This is a genomic window from Pelomonas sp. Root1444 (assembly GCF_001426885.1).
GTDB lineage: Bacteria > Pseudomonadota > Gammaproteobacteria > Burkholderiales > Burkholderiaceae_C > Pelomonas.
On sequence record NZ_LMFP01000003.1, the window covers coordinates 1,013,215 to 1,031,980 of the forward strand.

An 18,766-nucleotide genomic window follows, 5' to 3' on the forward strand; every position below is an offset into this window, starting at 1 on the left:
GCATCCTCGAACGCGTGAAGGCGGCGCTGCCTGCCCTTCCCCCGGCCGAACAACGCGTCGCCAAGCTGCTGCTGGCCGATGCGCGCAGCTTCGCGAGCCTGCCGGTCAGCGAACTGGCTGACCGCTCGCACGTGTCCAAACCGACGGTGGTGCGCTTCTGCCGCAGCGTGGGCTACGACGGCCTGGCCGATTTCAAGCTCAAGCTCGCCGGCAGCGTCAACGAGGGCGTGCCGTTCGTGCACCGCGCGGTGGACGAGGACGACAAGCCGCAGGACATCATCGTCAAGGTGGTCGACAACGCGGTCGCCGCGCTGCTGCACTACCGCAACGACGCGGCCAGCCATGCCTTCGAGCGCGCCATCGATGCGCTGGCCGATTCGGCCCGCCACAACCGGCGCATCGAGTTCTATGGCGTCGGCAACTCCGGCATCGTGGCGCAGGACGCCCAGCACAAGTTCTTCCGCCTGGGCGTCAACACGGTGGCCACCAGCGATGGCCATGTGCAGCTGATGAGCGCGACCATGCTGCAGCCGGGCGACTGCGCCGTCATCATCAGCAATTCCGGCCGCAGCCGCGACCTGCTGGATGCCGCGGACATCGCACGCAAGAAGGGCGCGACCATCATCATCATCACGGCCAGCGCTTCGCCGCTCGCGCAATTGGCGCTGGGCCCGAGCCAGATCCTGCTGGCCGTCGACCACCCGGAGGACTTCGACCGCTACAGCCCCATGGTGTCGCGGCTGCTGCATCTCATCGCGGTGGACATCCTGACGACGGGCGTGGCACTGCGCCTGGGCCAGCACCTGCGGCCCGTGCTGCAGGAAATCAAGAAGAACCTGCGCGCCAAGCGCTACGCAGGCTGATCAGCCGCCAGCGGCAGGCTGCTGAGGTGCCCACAGCAGTTCGGCCACGCCGTAGACGCGGGCGAGCTCGCGCAGCTTGTCGGGCGCGTCATCTAGTTTGAGCGTGGCACCCTGCTCGCTGCATTGGCGGGCGGCCGACAACAGCAGGCTGAGCGCCGACGAATCGAAATCCTTCAGGCTGGCGGCCGAGAGCCGCACCTCGCGGCCGGCCGCAGCCAGCACCTGGGCGGCCTCGGCGCGCAGGGCCGGCGACATCTGCGCCCAGGCGGCGCGGGCGCCGTCCATGCGCAGCCGCGGCGGCAGCTTCAGGCCGCTCAAGATCAGCCCTTGGCGGCCGGTGCGCCGGCCTTGGCGTTCTTGTCGGCCAGGCTCTTGATCAGGCCGTCGATGCCGTTGGCGCCGATCTCCTGAGCGAAGCTGTTGCGGTACTGGTCCGCCAGCCAGATGCCAAGCACGTTGACGTCGTAGATCTTCCACTCGGCGCCGGCCTTCTCGAGGCGGTAGTCGAGCTGGATGGGATCTCCCTTGCCGCGGATCTCGGTGCGTACAACGACTTCGGTGGCGCCCGACTCGGCGCGCAGCGGCTTCAGGCCGATGGTCTGGTCCTTCACCTGCGTCAGCGCGCCGGCATAGGTGCGAACCAGCAGCGTCTTGAACTCGGCCTGCAGCTTGGCCTGCTGGTCGGGCGTGGCCTGGCGCCAGAAGCGGCCGACGGCGGAGGCCGTCATGCGCTGGAAGTTGACATGCGGCATCACCTTGGCGTCGACCAGGGCAATGATCTTGCTGATATTGCCGGCCTGGATGTCCTTGTCGGCCTTGACGGCCTCGATGGTTTCGAGCGACAGCTGGCGGATCAGTTGATCGGGGGCACCGGCTTCGGCGGCGTGGGCGGCATGCACCAGGCCAAGGCCGAGGGTGGTCACGGCGAGCAGGCGGCGCAGGGAGGTCAGCAGAGTCATGGTTCGCTTTCTCAAGAACGGGGACTGCCGCTCAACGCGCCAGCCCCGGTTATGGTTGGCTCATCCCGCGTGAACCGCGCAATGAACCCGGTGGTTCACCGGGACGCGGCAGAGGCCGGGTCGGCGGGCTTCTTCACGGTCGCAGCGGGCTCCGAGGCGGCCGGCTCGGGTGCCGAAGCCGCCGACGCCTGGGCAGCCGGGGCCGGGGCGCCATTGCCGGGCACCAGCACTTCTACCTCGTCGTCATCATCGAAGCTGCCGCGCCGCTGGAGGTAGGCGTCGCGGTAAAAAGTGTATTTATCCAGTGCAATGCCTTCCAGCATGTCGCCGGCGCGCAGGAAGTTCGCACGCGTATTGACCAGGTTCAGCGCCGTGATGGCGACCTGCTTGCGGCCATCGTCGAACAGCACGGCTGGCGAAGCCTGCCAGTCGATGGGCAGCGCGATGGAGTCGCGCACTGAGGACGGACCGAACACCGGCCAGACGATGTAGGCGCCGGTGCCCATGCCCCATTTGCCCAAAGTCTTGCCGAAGTCCTGGCTGTTCTTCTCCAGGCCCACCTCGGTGGCGATGTCCAGGACACCGGCCAGGCCCAGCGTCGAGTTGACTGCGAAGCGCATGCCCTGCTCGACGCCAGCCTTGAACCGCCCCTGCAGCACCAGGTTCACGGACGACCAAGCGTCGCCGATGTTGCCGAAGAAGTTGTCGATGCCGGTGCGGATGGGCGCCGGGACGATCTCGGAATAAGCCGTCGCCACGGGCTTGAGCAGGTTCGCGTCCAGGCTCTCGTTGAAGGCGAAGACCTTGCGGTTCCACGACTCCCACGGGTCCAGCCGCTGGCCCTTGGAGCCCATGACCTTGTCGACCGCGCGCTCCAGCCGCGTGCCGACGCCCTTGACCGTCTGGCAACCTGCCAGGTTCAGCACCAATGCCAGCAGGGCCAGCGTTCGGATCCAGCGGCCCATCACGGCTTGCCTCCCGAAGCCGGCGTGGCACTGCCCATGTCGGAGGCCTTGCTGTTGATGAACTGGCCGATGAGGTTCTCCAGCACGACGGCGCTCTGCGTCTGGCGGATGACATCGCCGCCGGCGAGGTTCTTCTCGTCGGCCCCCGGCTCCAGGCCGATGTACTGCTCACCCAGCAGGCCGGACGTCAGGATCTTGGCCGAGCTGTCCTTCGGGAACAGCGCGCCCTTGTGCAGGTTGATCACCACCTTGGCCTGGAAGGTCTTGTCGTCAAAGCTGATCGACTCCACCCGCCCGATGACCACGCCGGCGCTCTTGACCGCGGCGTTGGGCTTCAAGCCGCCGATGTTGTCGAAGCGCGCGGACACCTGGTAGGTGTCGTCGAAATTGAGGCTGAGCAGATTCCCGGCCTTCAACGCGAGGAAAAGCAACGCCGCGCCGCCCAGCAGCACGAAGAAACCCACCCAGGCGTCATGTCGAGAGGCTTGCATGTGTACTCCCTGACTCCATCATTCAAATCGAAAACATCATCGCGGTCAGCATGAAGTCCAGCGCCAGCACGGCGAGGGACGACAGCACGACGGTGCGCGTGGTGGCCGCCGACACGCCTTCGGGCGTGGGCTTGCAGCCGTAACCCTGGAGCAGCGCGACGAAGGTCACCGTCACGCCGAACACCAGGCTCTTGACGACGCCGTTGCCGACGTCCGCGAACACGTCGACGCCGCCCTGCATCTGCGACCAGAAGGCGCCGGAATCGATGCCGATCAACGGCACCGCCACGAGCCAGCCGCCGATGATGCCGACCGCCGAGAAGACTGCCGCAAGTAAGGGCATGGCGATGAAGCCGCCCCAGAAGCGAGGCGCGAGCACGCGCTGCACCGGGTCGACCGCCATCATCTCCATCGCGGTCAGCTGCTCGCCAGCCTTCATCAAGCCGATCTCCGCCGTCAGCGACGTGCCCGCGCGGCCGGCGAACAGCAGCGCCGTCACGACCGGCCCGAGCTCGCGCACGAGGCTGAGCGCCACCAGCAGGCCGACCGCCTCCGCCGAGCCATAGCGTTGCAGCGTGTAGTAGCCCTGCAGCGCCAGCACGAAGCCGACGAAGAGGCCGGACACGCCGATGATGGAAAGCGACCGGTTGCCCAGATAGAAGACCTGCTCCCGGACGAGGACGAAGCGCGCCAGCGCCTTGGGCGAGCGGGCCAGCAGCGCGAAGAACAAGCGCGCGGCGCCGCCGATGTCCGTCAGCGTCCAGCGCAGCCCCGCGCCGATGCGGGCGGCAAAACCCATCATGCCGACACCCCGAAGTCCTCGGCCACCGGTTTGGCCGGCTGGTGGAAACGCACCGGGCCGTCCGCCTCGGCACCGACGAACTGGCGCACCAGCGGATCCTCGCTGTGGCGCAGTTGGTCCGGCGTGCCCTGGGCGACGACGCGCCCGTTGGCGATCATGGCCACCTCGTCGGCAATCTCGAAGGTCTCGTGCAGGTCGTGCGACACGATGACGCTGGTCAGCCCCAAGGCGTCGTTCAGGTCGCGGATCAGCCGCGCGGCGACGCCGAGCGAAATCGGGTCCAGCCCGGCGAACGGCTCGTCATAGAGCACCAGGTCCGGGTCCAGAGCAATGGCCCGCGCCAGCGCCACGCGGCGCGCCATGCCGCCGGACACCTCGCTGGGCATCAGGTCGCGCGCGCCGCGCAGGCCGACGGCATTGAGCTTCATCAGCACCAGGTCGCGGATCATGGCCTCGGACAGGTCGGTGTGCTCACGCAATGGGAACGCGACGTTCTCGAACACGCTCAGGTCGGTGAACAAAGCGCCGAACTGGAACAGCATGCCCATGCGGCGCCGCACGGCATACAGGGCCTCCAGGTTCAACGGCGCCAGATCCTGGCCGTCGAACAGCACCTGGCCCGAAATCGGCCGCAATTGCCGGCCCAGCAAGCGCAACACCGTCGTCTTGCCGCCGCCCGAGGTGCCGATCAGCGCCAGCACCTTGCCACGCTCGAGCTTCAGGTTGACGCCATCAAGGATCACGCGATCGCCATAGCCGCAGCTGACGTTGCGCAGTTCGATCAGGGGTGCGGTTGCCAAGGGGTTCACGCAAGCGGGCCGAAGCCGGGCGGGAGAAAGGGCGCCATGATAGGGGAAACACCGAAGCCCTTCGGGTTCTTCCCAGGGATGAGGGCGCGAGCATCGAAGGACCCGATGTCCCATGGATCGCGGCGATTGCGTTACGTCACATTACGCGTGTAACGGCGAGATACGAGGCCGTTTTGCCTCGAACGTGCGCAAGTTCACGGAACGATGCGCCGCTGCGACCAGCGTTCGCAGCGTAGCGACAAGCGGTCAACCCGCTTTGGCAGCGGATACCAAAATATTCCCACTCCCATGCAGAACACCGCCATGTTTCCTCAACGCTTCCAGCACGCCCGCGGTTTCACGCTCATCGAAGTGATGATCACCGTGGCCATCATCGGCATCCTCGCTGCGGTGGCCATTCCCCAGTACACGTCCTACGTGACGCGCAGCCGTCTCACCGACGCGAGCACCGGCCTGGCGACGATGCGTGCGCAGATGGAGCGCTACTTTCAGGACAACCGCACCTACGCGAACAGTGGAACGTTCGTCTCGCCTTGCAACAACAGCAATGTCGCGTCACGCACCTTCGGCAATTTCGTCATCGGCTGCACCACGGCCAATGCCACAGAATTCACACTGGAAGCAGTTGGCAGCGGCCCGGTCAGCGGCTTCAAATACACGATCAATCAGCAGGATCTGCGCGCGACGACGGCCGTGCCGACGGGCTGGGGCAGCAACTGTTCCGGCAAGTGGATCATGAAGAAGGGTGAGTCATGCTGAACGCCCGCCACCGCGGTTTCAGCCTCATCGAGTTGCTGGTCGCGGTCAGCGTGCTGGCCATCCTGATGGCCATGGCGATCCCCAACTTCACCACGTGGATCCGCAATGCGCGGGTGCGCACGGTGGCTGAGTCGCTGCAGTCCAGCATTCGGCTGGCCCAGGCCGAGGCACAGCGGCGCAACCAGACGGTGGTGCTGTTTCGAACGAACAGCAAGGACTGCTTGCCCACCTCGACGGCGGACGCCGCTGGCGCGCAGTGGCAGATCCGTTCGGTACCCAACCCGTTGATGACCGACGACATCCCCGTAGCCATTCAGTGCGGCGTGCTCACCGACGTTTCTGCCGGCGTGAACCTCACCTCGCCGACGCCGGGCACAGGCACCGCGGTGTGCTTCGCCGGCGACGGACGGCAGACGACGCTCACCAATCCGACCTCCATCGGGCTGGACTGCACTGCTGCTGCGACCACGTACCTTGTGGCGCCTGCCGCGAGCAGCGCAGAAAACCGGCCCTTGCAGTTGGACGTCTCCCTGTCCGGCGCTGTCCGGATGTGTGACCCCGGCAAAGCCAGCACCGCACCCGACAGCTGCAGACGATGAGCACTCCCGTGAAGCATCCCAAGACACCGCCGTCCCGCGGCTTTTCACTCATCGAGATGTTGGTCGGCATCTTGATCATCTCGTTCGGGCTGTTGGGCCTGATCACCTTGCAGGCGCGGGCGCTGCAGGCATCCACGACGAACGAGGATTCGCAGCGGGCGGCGCTGCTGGCCAACGAAATGGCGGCCCTCATGATCAATGCGAACAGCGTGAACCTTGACGCTGCGACCGTGGTGAAGCCGTGGGCCGCACGCGCCTCGGACCCCGCCAGCGGCGGCATGCCCAGTGGCAACGGCGAGGTGACCGTGAACGGCAACACCGCACGCATCACCATGACCTGGAAGCCCACCGGCACCACCGGTGATGCCAACGACAACTATCGCTACGTCACCACTGTGGTGATCCCCCAATGAGAACCGTGCCACGCCGCTACCGCGGCTTCTCTTTGCCGGAACTGATGGTGGCGGTGGTCATCGGCCTGGTGCTGACGCTGACGATCTCCACCATGGTGGCGCGCCAGGAAGCGGTGCGCCGCGGTGTCACGTCCGGCAACGACCTGACCAGCAATGCGGCCTACGTGTCCTATCTGCTGGACCAGGAACTGCGCAGCGCCGGTGCCGGGTTCAGCCAGGCGGTGGCCAGCAACTATGGATGCACCTTGCTCGTGTCGCGCGACAGCAGTCAGTTGTTGCCGTCGCCAGGCGCCTTCCCCACCCCCTTCGCTACCGTGCCGCAGAGCCCCGTTCTGGCACCCCTGATGGTGTTTGCCGGTGCAGGCGCGGGCGGTTCGGATGTCATCTCAGTCGCGACGGGCAATTCCGGATTGGCCGAGGCGGCGCTGTCGGTCGTTCCTGGGACGGCGGCCGCAGGCCAGGTGAGGTTGACCAACACGCTGGGCGTTCGAGGCGGCGACCTGGTGCTGGTGTCGCAACCCCGGGCCGCTCCCCCTCTGAACTGCATGCTGCAGCAGGTGGGCGCGGGCTTTGCAGGCGGCTCCGCCGAGGTGTTGACTTTTGGTGGGCAATATGGCGCCAACGTCATCAACGGCGTGGCGCTGGCTGACTTCGCGGTCGGCAACACGACGGTCTCGCTACTGGGCAATGTGACCGGCAACCGCCCGCGCCTGCAGTTGCTGGGCATCGGTGCCAACAACACCCTGGTGGCCTACGACTTGCTGCAACTGACCACCGGCAGCCAGGCGCTCGCCGAAGGTGTGGTGGACATGCGCGTGCGCTATGGCGTCGCAACCCTGCCGCTGAACCCGTTGCCGGCGAATCGGACCGTCGCCAACTGGGTAGCGCCCACAGCGAACGGCTACACCGCCGCGGCGCTGCGCGCCGGCACTGCGGCGGCGCAGGCCAACCTTCAGTCCATCCTGGCCGTGCGCGTCGGGCTGGTGCTGCGCAGCGACCTGGCCGAGAAAGATGCGGTCACGAATTCGACGCTCACGCTGTTCGGCGACCTGCCGACGGCGCTGCGGCACACCTTCACCGTGCCGACCGGCACGACCACCCAGCGCTACCGGACCGTCGAGTTCACGGTGCCGCTGCGCAATGTTCGGTTCTCCCGCTAGCCGTGATGACACACCGCTCCACCCGTCACACGCACCCGCGTCACCAGCGCGGCATCGTGCTGGTCTTCGCGCTGATCACGCTGGTCATTCTGATGATCGGCGCCGTGGCCATCTCTCGATCGCTGAACAGCAGCCAGTTCACGCTGGGCAATATCGGTTTCAAGCGTGACCTCACCAACCAGGGCGAGCGGGCGCTGCAACTGGCCATGACCGCCGTGCGTGCCGGCGGCGCGCTGGCGAGCGAGGCGACGCGCAATACCGCGTTACCGGCTGCCAACTACAGCGCCAGACTGCTGCCCAGCAACGCCCAGGGCATTCCCGTCGCGCTATTGAACGACACGGAGTTCGCCAAGGTCGCCAGCGCAGAGGACATCGATGTCGGTGGCAACACGGGCGTCAAGATCCGCTACGTCATCGACCGCATGGCCCTCACGGAAGGTGCCTGCACGCCGAGCACCTGCACGATGGCCACGCAGCCGGTGTTTGGCGGGGCGTCGAACGAGCCCCCCAAGCCATCTCCGCCGGCGCAGCCCATCTTCCGCATCACGCTGAAGGTGACCGGCCCGCGCAACACGGTGTCGTTCTTCCAATCCACGTTCACCACCAATTGAGGCATCGCCCCGGCATGTCGAGGTCACCCATGAACGCAGTCCGCTCAGCCCATGCGCGCGGCTGGCTCGCCGCAGCCAGCCTGATGTCCATCGCCGCCACGACGACAGCGCAGGTCCGATTGGGAGACCAACCGGTGTTCTCCGCCGTCAACGTGCCGGGCAACCTGGCGCTGGCGCTGTCCGTCGAATTCCCGACCGCCATCAGCGTCGCCCACCCCGGCCGCACCTATTCCGCTGCAAACACCTACATCGGCTATTTCGACCCGCTGAAGTGCTATGCCTACCGGTACACCGACGGCACCAGCACCGACAACTATTTCTATCCAGTGGCCAAGGCGCCCAACCGCACCTGCACCGGTCAGTGGAGCGGCAATTACCTGAACTGGGCGTCGATGCAGACCATCGACCCCTTCCGCTGGGCGCTGACCGGCGGCTACCGTCTCATCGACACGCCGTCACTGACGGTGCTTGAAAAAGCCTGGGCGACCAACCAGGGCGGCACCAACAACTTCCCGGACAGCAGCGTATCGACCAACGCAACGGTGTCTGGCGCGACACCGTTCTCGACAGCAGTGGGTATCTCCACTCGCATCTGGTCGCTGGGCAACAAGATGCGCTTCATGACGTCGACGACGAACACGCCGGCGCCCAACTACGGCAATGCCGCCACGCACTACTCAGGGGTCAACTACCAGCACGGCACGCTTTACGAGGTCTTCATCCGCGTGAAGGTCTGCGAGACGTCTCTCGGCCTGGACGCCATGGAGAGCAACTGCACCCTGTACGGCAACGGCAATTACAAGCCGACCGGCCTGATGCAGCAGTACTCGGACAAGATCCGCTACAGCGCCTTCGGCTATCTCAACGACAGCCGCATCTCCAACAACATCATTGCGCGAGATGGCGGCGTCCTGCGCGCCAAGCAGAAGTTCGTCGGCCCCACCATGCCGGTGCCCGGTGGGCTTCCCGTCACCAACCCAAAGACCGAATGGGACGCCTCGACCGGCGTCATGTTGACCAACCCCGACTCAACCGACGCGACCGCGTTCGGCGCCGCCGTGAGCAACAGCGGGGTGATGAACTACCTCAACAAGTTCGGTGAGATCAACCCGAGCGCCGCCAGCACCTACAAGACCTATGACCCGGTGGGCGAGCTGTACTACGCCGTCCAGCGCTATCTGCGCAACAAGGGCAACGTGCCGGCGTGGACGGATCCCGGCGCTGCCAACGCCGCCACCCTGGCGACCTGGGCGGACGGCTTCCCGGTCATCAGCACCTGGGACGACCCGGTGCAGTACTCCTGCCAGCGCAACTTCATCCTCGGCATCGGCGACGTCAACACGCACGCCGACCGCAACCTCCCAGGCGCCACCGGGGCTTCCGAGCCTGCCAAGCCCGCCGAAGTCCTCAACGACACCGCCGTCGATGCCCTCGCCTGGACCAACCGCGTCGGCGTCCTGCAAGGCATGGGCAGCAGCTTGGGCGCGACTCAGCCTTACGGTGGCTGCTGCACGAACAACGGGGCACTGATGGCCGGCCTGGCCTATTGGGCCAACATCAGCGACGTGCGGCTGGACATGCCCGGCACGCAAACCATCCAGACCTACTGGCTGGACGTGATGGAGAACGGCTACAACGGCAACCACAACCAGAACCGCTACAACCAGTTTTACCTCACGGCCAAGTACGGCGGATTCAAGGTGCCAGACACCTACAAGGATGAGACCGCAACCGCGGCGCAATTCGCCAATGGTGCCGGCGCTGAGGGGAGGAACTGGTGGTACACCACCACCGACACCACGCCGGACGGCGGCCCGCGGCCGGATAACTACTACACCGCCGCCCGCGCCGACCAGATGGTCGACGGCCTTAAGAAGACCTTTTCCAGCATTGCGTCGCAGCTGAGCGCTTACTCGACATCCTTCGTCACGTCCGTGCCGCAGATTTCGACGCTGGGCGTGTCTTCCTATGCGTCCAAGTACGACGCCAAGACCTGGACGGGCGACGTCGTGGCCAGCTTGGCCACCATCGACGCGGAGACCGGAAAACCCAACCTGGAGACCCGCTGGAGTTTTGCCGACAAGTTGGCGACACAGGCGGCCAACACGGGCTGGGATACCAGGCGGAACATCGTCACCTACAACCCGGCGACCAAAGCCGGCGTGCCGTTGCGCAGCGACAGCATCTCGACTGCCCAGCTCGCACTTTTGAACACCGACTACGTCAGCGGCGACGACTCCCTGAACTATCTGAACTACCTTCGCGGCGATCGCACCAACGAGCGCTCGTCCACGGTCACCAACTCAACGCGCGCGTACCGTGACCGGGCGTCACCGGTTGGCGACATCGTCAACGCCAAGGTTCGCCCGGTGGGCCCGCCTTCGGCCCCTTACTCGGCGGTGAGCAACCCGGGTTACGACACCTTCAAGACGACCTACGCCAATCGCACGCCCATGGTGTACGCAGGCTCGAACGCCGGCATGCTCCATGCCATCGACGGCAACCTGACGGGCAGCACCGCAGGCCGGGAAGTCTTCGCCTACGTGCCGGGTGCGACGTTCAACGGCCCCACTTCCACCCCCAACGTCAATGGGTTGGCTTCGGTAGGCAAGCCGGAGTTCTCCCATCACTTCCTGGTGGACGCCTCGCCGTTGGCCGTGGACGTCGACCTGGGCCGCACTGCCGGCGGCAGCGGCACAGATTGGCGCACGCTGCTGGTAGGCGGCCTGGGCAAAGGCGGCAAGGTCATCTACGCGCTGGACATCACCAACCCCGCCTCCGTGACCAACGAGTCGACCGCGGCACAAAAGGTGTTGTGGGAATTCACGGACACCGATCTGGGTTACACCTACGCCCAGCCGGTGGTTGTGAGGACGCGCAAGTACGGTTGGGTGGTGGTTGCCGCTTCCGGCTACAACAACAGCAATGGCAAGGGCTACTTCTTTTTCATCAACCCGCGCACCGGCGCCTTGCTTGAGAAAGTGGCTACCGAGTGCAGCACCTGTTCGTCGAGCGTCCAAATGGGCCTGGCGCACATCAACGCCTTCATCATCAACCTGGGCGAAGGGGTGGCCGACGCCATCTACGGCGGCGACTTGATGGGCAACCTGTGGCGGCTGGACGTCTCGGGCACTTCGGGCTATCCGGCGCCAGTCAAGTTCGCCACGCTGACCGGTTCGGACGGCAATGCGCTGCCTATCACCAGCAAGCCGCTGCCGGTGGTGCAGCCGGGTACCAACCGGCGCTATATCACGGTCGGGACCGGTCGCCTGCTGGACTCCAGCGACCTGAACAGCGCCCAGGCGCAGCGCTTCTTTGCCATTCTGGACGGCACCAACGCGTTCTTCAGCACTGCGGCCGACCTGCCTTCCGGTGCGAGCTTCCCATTGACCGTGTCCAACATGCGTCAGCTCACCGACCTGAATACGCCAATCACGCTGGATCTGCGCACACAGGTCGGCTGGTACCTCGATCTGGGCGTGTCTGCCGGCGGGCCGGGCTGGCGCGTGCTGTCCGACCCTGTGTCCTACTACGGCATCGTGTCGTTCGCGGCCACGGCGCCCAGTTCGGGCGACGCCTGTTCGCCCAACGGTAACAGCCGTGTCTTTGCCATTGATCTGGGCTCCGGCGCGTGCGCGCTCAAGGGCTCAGGCGCTTCCTGCTACGTCAGTCCACCTGACGGTGTCGTCGTGGACGTGCAAATCGTGGCCGACCCGCCGATCGACGGCGACCCCAGCAAAGTCCGCGTGGTCTTTGGCGATGACAAGGGCAAGACGGGCGGTCAAGAGGTGACGCCGCCTGGCGCGATCGGCCTGCAACGCCTGAACTGGCGCGAGATCATCATCCGGAACTGAGCTCGACACCCGCCATGAAGAAAGCCGCCCTCGGGCGGCTTTTCCATTTGTGAGCCCAGCGCCGTTCAACGCGGCAAGCTGCTCGCCCCCATCAAATACTCGTCCACCGCCTTGGCCGCCTGCCGTCCTTCACGGATGGCCCAGACGACCAGGCTCTGCCCGCGACGCATGTCGCCAGCGGCGAAGATCTTGTCGACATTCGTCTTGTAGGCATTGACGCCTTCGGTCGACGCCTTGCCGTTGCCACGCTGGTCCTTGTCGACACCGAAGGCGTCCAGGATGGTCGCAACGGGCGACACGAAGCCCATGGCGAGGAAAGCGAGGTCGGCCTTCAGGATCTGCTCGCTGCCTTCAACCTCGATCATCTTGCCGCCCTGCCATTGCAGGCGCACGGTCTTGACGCCGGTGAGCTTGCCCTTCTCGCCGATGAATTCCTTCGTGGCGATGGCGAACTCGCGCTCGCAGCCCTCTTCATGGCTCGACGAGGTGCGCAGCTTGATGGGCCAATAGGGCCAGGTCAGGGGCCGGTCTTCCACTTCCGGCGGCTGCGGCAGCAGCTCGAATTGCGTCACGCTCTTGGCGCCGTGGCGGTTGCTGGTGCCGACGCAGTCGGAGCCAGTGTCGCCACCGCCGATGACGATGACATGCTTGCCGTCGGCACGGATCTGGTTCTTCAGCTTGTCGCCGGCGTTGACCTTGTTCTGCTGCGGCAGGAACTCCATCGCGAAGTGCACGCCGGCCAGGTCGCGCCCGGGCACGGGCAGGTCGCGCGACTGCTCGGCGCCGCCGGTGAGCAGCACGGCGTCGAACTGGCTCTTCAGGTCGTCGGCGGAGATGGTTTCCTTGGCCCAGTTGGTGACCTTGGAGCCCTCGGGCAGCGCAGCGACCAGCACGCCGGTGCGGAACTCCACACCCTCGGCCTTCATCTGCTCGACGCGGCGGTCGATATGAGACTTCTCCATCTTGAAGTCCGGGATGCCGTAGCGCAGAAGGCCACCGACGCGGTCGTTCTTCTCGAACACGGTGACGCTGTGGCCCACACGCGCCAGCTGCTGGGCCGCGGCCAGGCCAGCGGGGCCGGCGCCGACGACGGCCACCTTCTTGCCGGTCTTGACCCTGGGCGGCTGCGGCTGCACCCAGCCTTCGGCCCAGGCGCGGTCGATGATGGCGTGCTCGATGGACTTGATGCCCACCGCGTCGTCGTTGACGTTCAACGTGCAGGCCGCCTCGCAGGGCGCGGGGCAGATGCGGCCGGTGAACTCGGGAAAGTTGTTGGTGCTGTGCAGCACCGTGATGGCGTTCTTCCAGTCTTCCGGGCGGCTCTTGTAAACGAGGTCGTTGAAGTCCGGAATGATGTTGTTCACCGGGCAGCCGTTGTTGCAGAACGGCGTGCCGCAGTCCATGCAGCGCGCGCCCTGCTGCTTGGCCTGCTCGACGTTCAGGCCGATGACAAATTCCTTGTAGTTCTTGACGCGAGCGGGGACGGGCTCATAGCCCTCTTCCACACGCTCGTACTCCATGAAGCCGGTGACCTTACCCATGCTTTTTCCTTAATCAGTTGAGGACAGAGCTACTTGCTTCGCTCGATCGGTCTGTCCCGCAAGTACTTTGAACTCAGACCTTGGCTGCTGCAGGCGCCTTGGCCTGAGCGATGGTGGTGGCGGCTTGCTTGGCGGCGTTGAGTTCGCCCAGGGCGCGGCGGTATTCGTTCGGGAACACCTTGATGAACTTGGCGCGCGCCTCGGCCCAATGGTCGAGGATGTCGCGCGCGCGCTGGCTGCCGGTCCAGCGGTGGTGGTCTTCCAGCAGCTTGCGCAGGATGGCCTCGTCGGTCTGGGCCTCGCGGTCGACGCCGTCGACACCCTTGGTGCGGTGCCAGATGGCCTTGTCGACATTGGCCTCCTGCTCCTGCGCGGTCATCAGCTTCTCCAGCGAAACCATGCTGGTGTTGCAGCGCTTGGCGAAATGGCCGTCCTCGTCATAGACGTAGGCGATGCCGCCGCTCATGCCGGCGGCGAAGTTCCGGCCGGTTTTGCCCAGCACGGCGACGGTGCCGCCGGTCATGTACTCGCAGCCGTGGTCGCCCGTGCCCTCGACAACCGCCGTGGCGCCCGACAGGCGCACCGCAAAGCGCTCGCCGGCCACGCCGCGGAAGAAGGCCTCGCCGCGGGTCGCGCCGTAGAGCACGGTGTTGCCGACGATGATGTTCTTCGTCGCGTCGCCACGGAAGTCGATGCTGGGGCGCACGACGACGCGGCCGCCGGACAGGCCCTTGCCGGTGTAGTCGTTGGCGTCACCGATCAGGTAGAAGGTGATGCCCTGCGCCAGGAAGGCGCCGAAGCTCTGGCCGCCGGTGCCCTCCATCTGGATGAAGATGGTGTGGTCGGGCAGGCCTTCCGGCTTGCGGCGGATCAGTTCGCCGGACAGCATGGCGCCCACCGTGCGGCGCACGTTGGTCACTTCCTGCATGAACTGCACCTTCTCGCCCTTTTCGAAGGCGGGCAGGCACTTCTCGATGAGCTTGACGTCCAGCGCCTTGTCCAGGCCATGGTCCTGCACGTCGTTGTGGATGCGGGCCACGTCGGCGGGGACGACCGGGCGGTGGAAGATACGGCTGAAATCCAGGCCCTTGGCCTTCCAGTGGCTGATGGCCTTCTTGGTGTCCAGCCAGTCAGAGCGACCGATCAGTTCGTCGAACTTGCGCACACCGAGCTGCGCCATGATCTGGCGCGCTTCTTCGGCGACGAAGAAGAAGTAGTTGACGACGTGCTCGGGGCGGCCGGTGAACTTCTTGCGCAGCACCGGGTCTTGCGTGGCCACGCCCACCGGGCAGGTGTTCAGGTGGCACTTGCGCATCATGATGCAGCCCTCGGCGACCAGCGGCGCGGTCGCGAAGCCGAACTCGTCGGCCCCCAGCAGCGCGCCGATGACGACGTCGCGGCCGGTCTTCATCTGGCCGTCGGCCTGCACGCGCACGCGGCCGCGCAGGCGGTTGACGACCAGCGTCTGCTGCGTCTCGGCCAGGCCCAGCTCCCACGGCGTGCCGCAGTGCTTGATGGAGGACCAGGGCGAGGCGCCCGTGCCGCCGTCGTGGCCGGCGATGACGATGTGGTCCGCCTTGGCCTTCGCCACGCCGGTGGCGATGGTGCCAACGCCCACTTCGGACACCAGCTTTACCGAGACGTCGGCGCGATTGTTGACGTTCTTCAGATCGTGGATGAGCTGGGCCAGATCCTCGATGGAATAGATGTCGTGGTGGGGCGGCGGGCTGATGAGGCCCACGCCCGGCACCGAGTGGCGAAGGAAGCCGATGTACTCGGACACCTTGCCGCCGGGCAGCTGGCCGCCCTCGCCGGGCTTGGCGCCCTGCGCCATCTTGATCTGGATCTGGTCCGCGCTGACCAGGTATTCGGTCGTGACACCGAACCGGCCGGAAGCGACCTGCTTGATCTTGGAGCGCAGGCTGTCGCCTTCGTTCAGCTCGTAGTCGGCCTCCATGATCTTGTGGCCCAGCACGTCGCCGATCTTGGCGCCCTGGACGATCTTGATGCCTTTGAGCTCGTTGCGGTAGCGGGCCGGGTCTTCACCGCCCTCGCCCGTGTTGCTCTTGCCGCCGATGCGGTTCATCGCGACGGCCAGCGTGGCGTGGGCCTCGGTGGAGATGGAGCCCAGCGACATCGCCCCGGTGGCGAAGCGCTTGACGATGTCGGCAGCCGACTCGACCTCTTCCAGCGGCACGGCCTTCGCGGGGTCGAACTTGAACTCGAACAGACCGCGCAGCGTCATGTGGCGCTTGCTCTGGTCGTTGATGATCTGGGCGTATTCCTTGTACGTCTCGAACTTGCCGCTGCGCGAGCTGTGCTGCAGCTTGGCGATGGCGTCCGGCGTCCACATGTGCTCCTCGCCGCGGGTGCGCCAGGCGTATTCACCACCAGCGTCCAGCATGCTGTCCAGCAGCGGGTCGTCGCCGAAGGCAGCTTCGTGCATGCGGATTGCCTCCTCGGCCACTTCGAACACGCCGATGCCGCCCACCTGCGTCGGCGTGCCGCGGAAGTACTTCTCGACGAAGTCGCGCTGCAGGCCGATGGCCTCGAAGATCTGCGCGCCGCAGTAGGACATGTAGGTCGAGATGCCCATCTTGGACATGATCTTCGACAGGCCCTTGCCCACGGCCTTGATGTAGTTGTAGCGGGCTTGCTCGGCGGTCAGCTTGGGCGGCAGCTCGTCCTTCATCGCCTCGAGCGTTTCGAGGGCCAGGTAGGGGTGGACGGCTTCGGCGCCATAACCGGCCAACACGGCGAAGTGATGCACCTCGCGCGCGGTGCCGGTCTCGACGACCAGGCCGGCCGTCGTGCGCAGGCCCTCGCGGACGAGGTGGTGGTGGACGGCGGACAGGGCCAGCAGCGCGGGGATCGCGATGCGGTCCTGGCTCAGGTGGCGGTCCGTGATGATGAGGATGTTGTGGCCTGTCTTGAGCGCATCCACGGCCGAGGCGCACAACGAGGCGAGCTGGGCTTCGACACCGGCACGACCCCAATCGCGCGGGTAGGTGATGTCGAGCTCGCTCGGCTTGAACTTGCCGTTGGTGGGCACCTCGATGCCACGCAGGCGCGCCATGTCGTCGAAGTCCAGGATGGGCTGGCTGACCTCCAGGCGCATCGGCGGGTTGATGGCGTTGATGTCCAGCAGGTTCGGCTTGGGCCCGATGAAGCTGTTCAGCGACATCACGATGTTCTCGCGGATCGGGTCGATCGGCGGATTCGTGACCTGGGCGAACAGCTGCTTGAAGTAGTTGTACAGCGGCTTGTTCTTGCTCGACAGCACCGCGAGCGGTGAGTCGTTGCCCATCGAGCCGATGCCTTCTTCGCCATTCGCAGCCATCGGAGCGAGCAGGAACTTGATGTCTTCCTGCGTCGTGCCGAAGGCTTGCTGGCGCTCCAGCAGCGACGTGCCGAAGCTGGGGCGAGCCGCTTCAGGCACGGCGATGTCGTCCAGCTTGACGCGGACGTTCTCGATCCACTGGCGATAAGGGCGCGCGTTGGCGAACTGGTTCTTCAGCTCCTCGTCGTCGACGATGCGGCCCTGCTCCAGGTCGATGAGGAACATCTTGCCGGGCTGCAGGCGCCACTTCTTGACGATCTTGCTCTCGGGGATGGGCAGCACGCCGGATTCGGAAGCCATGACGACGAGGTCGTCGTCGGTGATGCAGTAGCGGGCCGGGCGCAGGCCGTTGCGGTCCAGCGCGGCACAGACCTGGCGGCCGTCGGTGAACGCCATGGCGGCGGGGCCATCCCAGGGCTCCATCATGGCGGCGTGGTACTCGTAGAAGGCGCGGCGGCGCTCATCCATGCCTTCGTGCTGCTCCCAGGCCTCCGGGATCATCATCATGGCGGCGTGGGCGAGCGGATAGCCGGCCATCGTCAGCAGTTCGATGGCATTGTCGAAGGTCGCCGTGTCGGATTGGTGCTCGAAGCTGATGGGGTAAAGCTTCTTCAGGTCGTCCCCCAGCACGGGCGACTTCATGACGCCTTCACGGGCACGCATCCAGTTGAAGTTGCCCTTGACGGTGTTGATCTCGCCGTTGTGGCAGACCATGCGGTAGGGGTGGGCCAGCGGCCACTCCGGGAAGGTGTTGGTGGAGAAGCGCTGGTGGACGAGCGCGATGGCGGAGACGACACGCGGATCGGCCAGGTCCTTGTAGTACTTGCCGACCTGGTCGGCGAGCAGCAGCCCCTTGTAGATGACCGTGCGGCAGCTCATGCTGGGCACGTAGTACTCGCGGCTGTGCGTGAGCTTGAGCGCCTGGATGGCACTGGAAGCGGTCTTGCGGATGACGTAGAGCTTTCGCTCCAGCGCGTCGGGCACGATGATGTCCGGGCCGCGGCCGATGAAGATCTGCCGGATCACCGGCTCCTTTTCGCGGACGGTGGGGGACATGGGCATGTCCATGTCCACCGGCACGTCACGCCAGCCGATCAGAACCTGCCCTTCTGCCTTGACGGCGCGGGCCAGTTCCTGCTCGCAGGCCAGTCGCGAGGCGGCCTCCTTGGGCAGGAAGATCATGCCGACGCCGTACTCGCCGGGCGGCGGCAGGCTGATGCCCTGCTTGGCCATCTCGGCGCGGTAGAACTCGTCCGGGATCTGGATCAGGATGCCGGCGCCGTCACCCATCAGCTTGTCGGCACCGACCGCGCCACGGTGATCCAGGTTCTCGAGGATCTTCAGGCCTTGCTGGACGATGTTGTGCGCCTTCAGGCCTTTGATATGCGCCACGAAGCCCAGGCCGCAGGCGTCTTTCTCATTCGCTGGCCGGTACAGCCCGTGTTCTGTGAGGTCTTGGATTTCGGACTGAATCTGCGCGGCGTGGCTCATGGCGCCCTCCTGGGAAACGACAGGGCGGGAGCGTAATGCAGTGCAGCAAATGCGGCAACTTCATTAATATGGGGTCAGAGTCGATTTATTTTTGCTCTGAAGACTCATG

The 18,766-nt window shown here is 65.7% G+C and carries 15 protein-coding genes; 7 read left to right on the top strand and 8 right to left on the bottom strand.

Annotated elements, in window-relative coordinates; translation table 11 throughout:
- Positions 1-2: 2 nt before the first annotated feature.
- Positions 3-863: a MurR/RpiR family transcriptional regulator gene (locus ASD35_RS07455; RefSeq protein ID WP_056874631.1), complete on the top strand. Its 861-nt coding sequence runs from the start codon at positions 3-5 to the stop codon at positions 861-863.
- Here the strand turns inward: ASD35_RS07455 and ASD35_RS07460 are convergent, their stop codons facing one another.
- The 6 genes from ASD35_RS07460 to ASD35_RS07485 form a co-directional block, all read right to left on the bottom strand.
- Entirely contained in the window at positions 864-1,181 is a 318-nt protein-coding gene (locus ASD35_RS07460) for an STAS domain-containing protein (RefSeq protein WP_056874231.1), read from the bottom strand. It abuts the gene before it with no gap.
- A 2-nt stretch (positions 1,182-1,183) separates the two neighbouring features.
- Positions 1,184-1,822, bottom strand: coding sequence for a phospholipid-binding protein MlaC (locus tag ASD35_RS07465; RefSeq protein WP_056874232.1), 639 nt, complete (start codon positions 1,820-1,822; stop codon positions 1,184-1,186).
- A 95-nt stretch (positions 1,823-1,917) separates the two neighbouring features.
- A complete protein-coding gene (locus tag ASD35_RS07470) occupies positions 1,918-2,787 on the bottom strand; it encodes a VacJ family lipoprotein (protein ID WP_056874233.1) in 870 nt (289 codons plus the stop codon).
- Positions 2,787-3,278, bottom strand: coding sequence for an outer membrane lipid asymmetry maintenance protein MlaD (gene mlaD / locus ASD35_RS07475; protein WP_056874234.1), 492 nt, complete (start codon positions 3,276-3,278; stop codon positions 2,787-2,789). The genes ASD35_RS07470 and mlaD overlap by 1 nt, the downstream gene beginning before the upstream one ends.
- Positions 3,279-3,300: 22 nt before the next feature.
- A complete protein-coding gene (gene mlaE / locus ASD35_RS07480; protein WP_056874235.1) occupies positions 3,301-4,080 on the bottom strand; it encodes a lipid asymmetry maintenance ABC transporter permease subunit MlaE in 780 nt (259 codons plus the stop codon).
- On the bottom strand, positions 4,077-4,889 hold the full coding sequence (locus ASD35_RS07485; protein WP_056874236.1) for an ABC transporter ATP-binding protein: 813 nt from the start codon (positions 4,887-4,889) through the stop codon (positions 4,077-4,079). Before ASD35_RS07485 ends, mlaE begins: the two co-directional genes overlap by 4 nt.
- Before the next feature lie 288 nt (positions 4,890-5,177).
- On the opposite strand from ASD35_RS07485, the gene ASD35_RS07490 reads away from it, so the two are divergent.
- Genes ASD35_RS07490 through ASD35_RS07515 form a run of 6 tightly spaced genes read left to right on the top strand, consistent with a single transcriptional unit; the run spans position 5,178 to position 12,285 of the window.
- The gene (locus tag ASD35_RS07490) at positions 5,178-5,648 is read left to right on the top strand and encodes a type IV pilin protein (RefSeq protein ID WP_157275422.1); all 471 of its coding nucleotides are present in this window, start codon (positions 5,178-5,180) and stop codon (positions 5,646-5,648) included.
- On the top strand, positions 5,642-6,247 hold the full coding sequence (locus ASD35_RS07495) for a GspH/FimT family pseudopilin (protein ID WP_056874237.1): 606 nt from the start codon (positions 5,642-5,644) through the stop codon (positions 6,245-6,247). Before ASD35_RS07490 ends, ASD35_RS07495 begins: the two co-directional genes overlap by 7 nt.
- Before the next feature lie 8 nt (positions 6,248-6,255).
- The gene (locus tag ASD35_RS07500) at positions 6,256-6,660 is read left to right on the top strand and encodes a prepilin-type N-terminal cleavage/methylation domain-containing protein (protein ID WP_056874238.1); all 405 of its coding nucleotides are present in this window, start codon (positions 6,256-6,258) and stop codon (positions 6,658-6,660) included.
- 5 nt (positions 6,661-6,665) lie between these two features.
- Positions 6,666-7,820, top strand: coding sequence for a PilW family protein (locus ASD35_RS07505; protein WP_235538264.1), 1,155 nt, complete (start codon positions 6,666-6,668; stop codon positions 7,818-7,820).
- Between the two features lie 5 nt (positions 7,821-7,825).
- Positions 7,826-8,431 (top strand): hypothetical protein, encoded by a 606-nt coding sequence (locus ASD35_RS07510; protein ID WP_056874240.1) that lies wholly within the window; start codon positions 7,826-7,828, stop codon positions 8,429-8,431.
- Between the two features lie 29 nt (positions 8,432-8,460).
- The gene (locus tag ASD35_RS07515) at positions 8,461-12,285 is read left to right on the top strand and encodes a pilus assembly protein (RefSeq protein WP_056874241.1); all 3,825 of its coding nucleotides are present in this window, start codon (positions 8,461-8,463) and stop codon (positions 12,283-12,285) included.
- A gap of 65 nt (positions 12,286-12,350) precedes the next feature.
- Here the strand turns inward: ASD35_RS07515 and ASD35_RS07520 are convergent, their stop codons facing one another.
- Positions 12,351-13,826 (bottom strand): glutamate synthase subunit beta, encoded by a 1,476-nt coding sequence (locus tag ASD35_RS07520; protein WP_056874242.1) that lies wholly within the window; start codon positions 13,824-13,826, stop codon positions 12,351-12,353.
- 73 nt (positions 13,827-13,899) lie between these two features.
- On the bottom strand, positions 13,900-18,657 hold the full coding sequence (locus tag ASD35_RS07525; protein WP_056874243.1) for a glutamate synthase-related protein: 4,758 nt from the start codon (positions 18,655-18,657) through the stop codon (positions 13,900-13,902).
- Between the last annotated feature and the right edge of the window lie 109 nt (positions 18,658-18,766).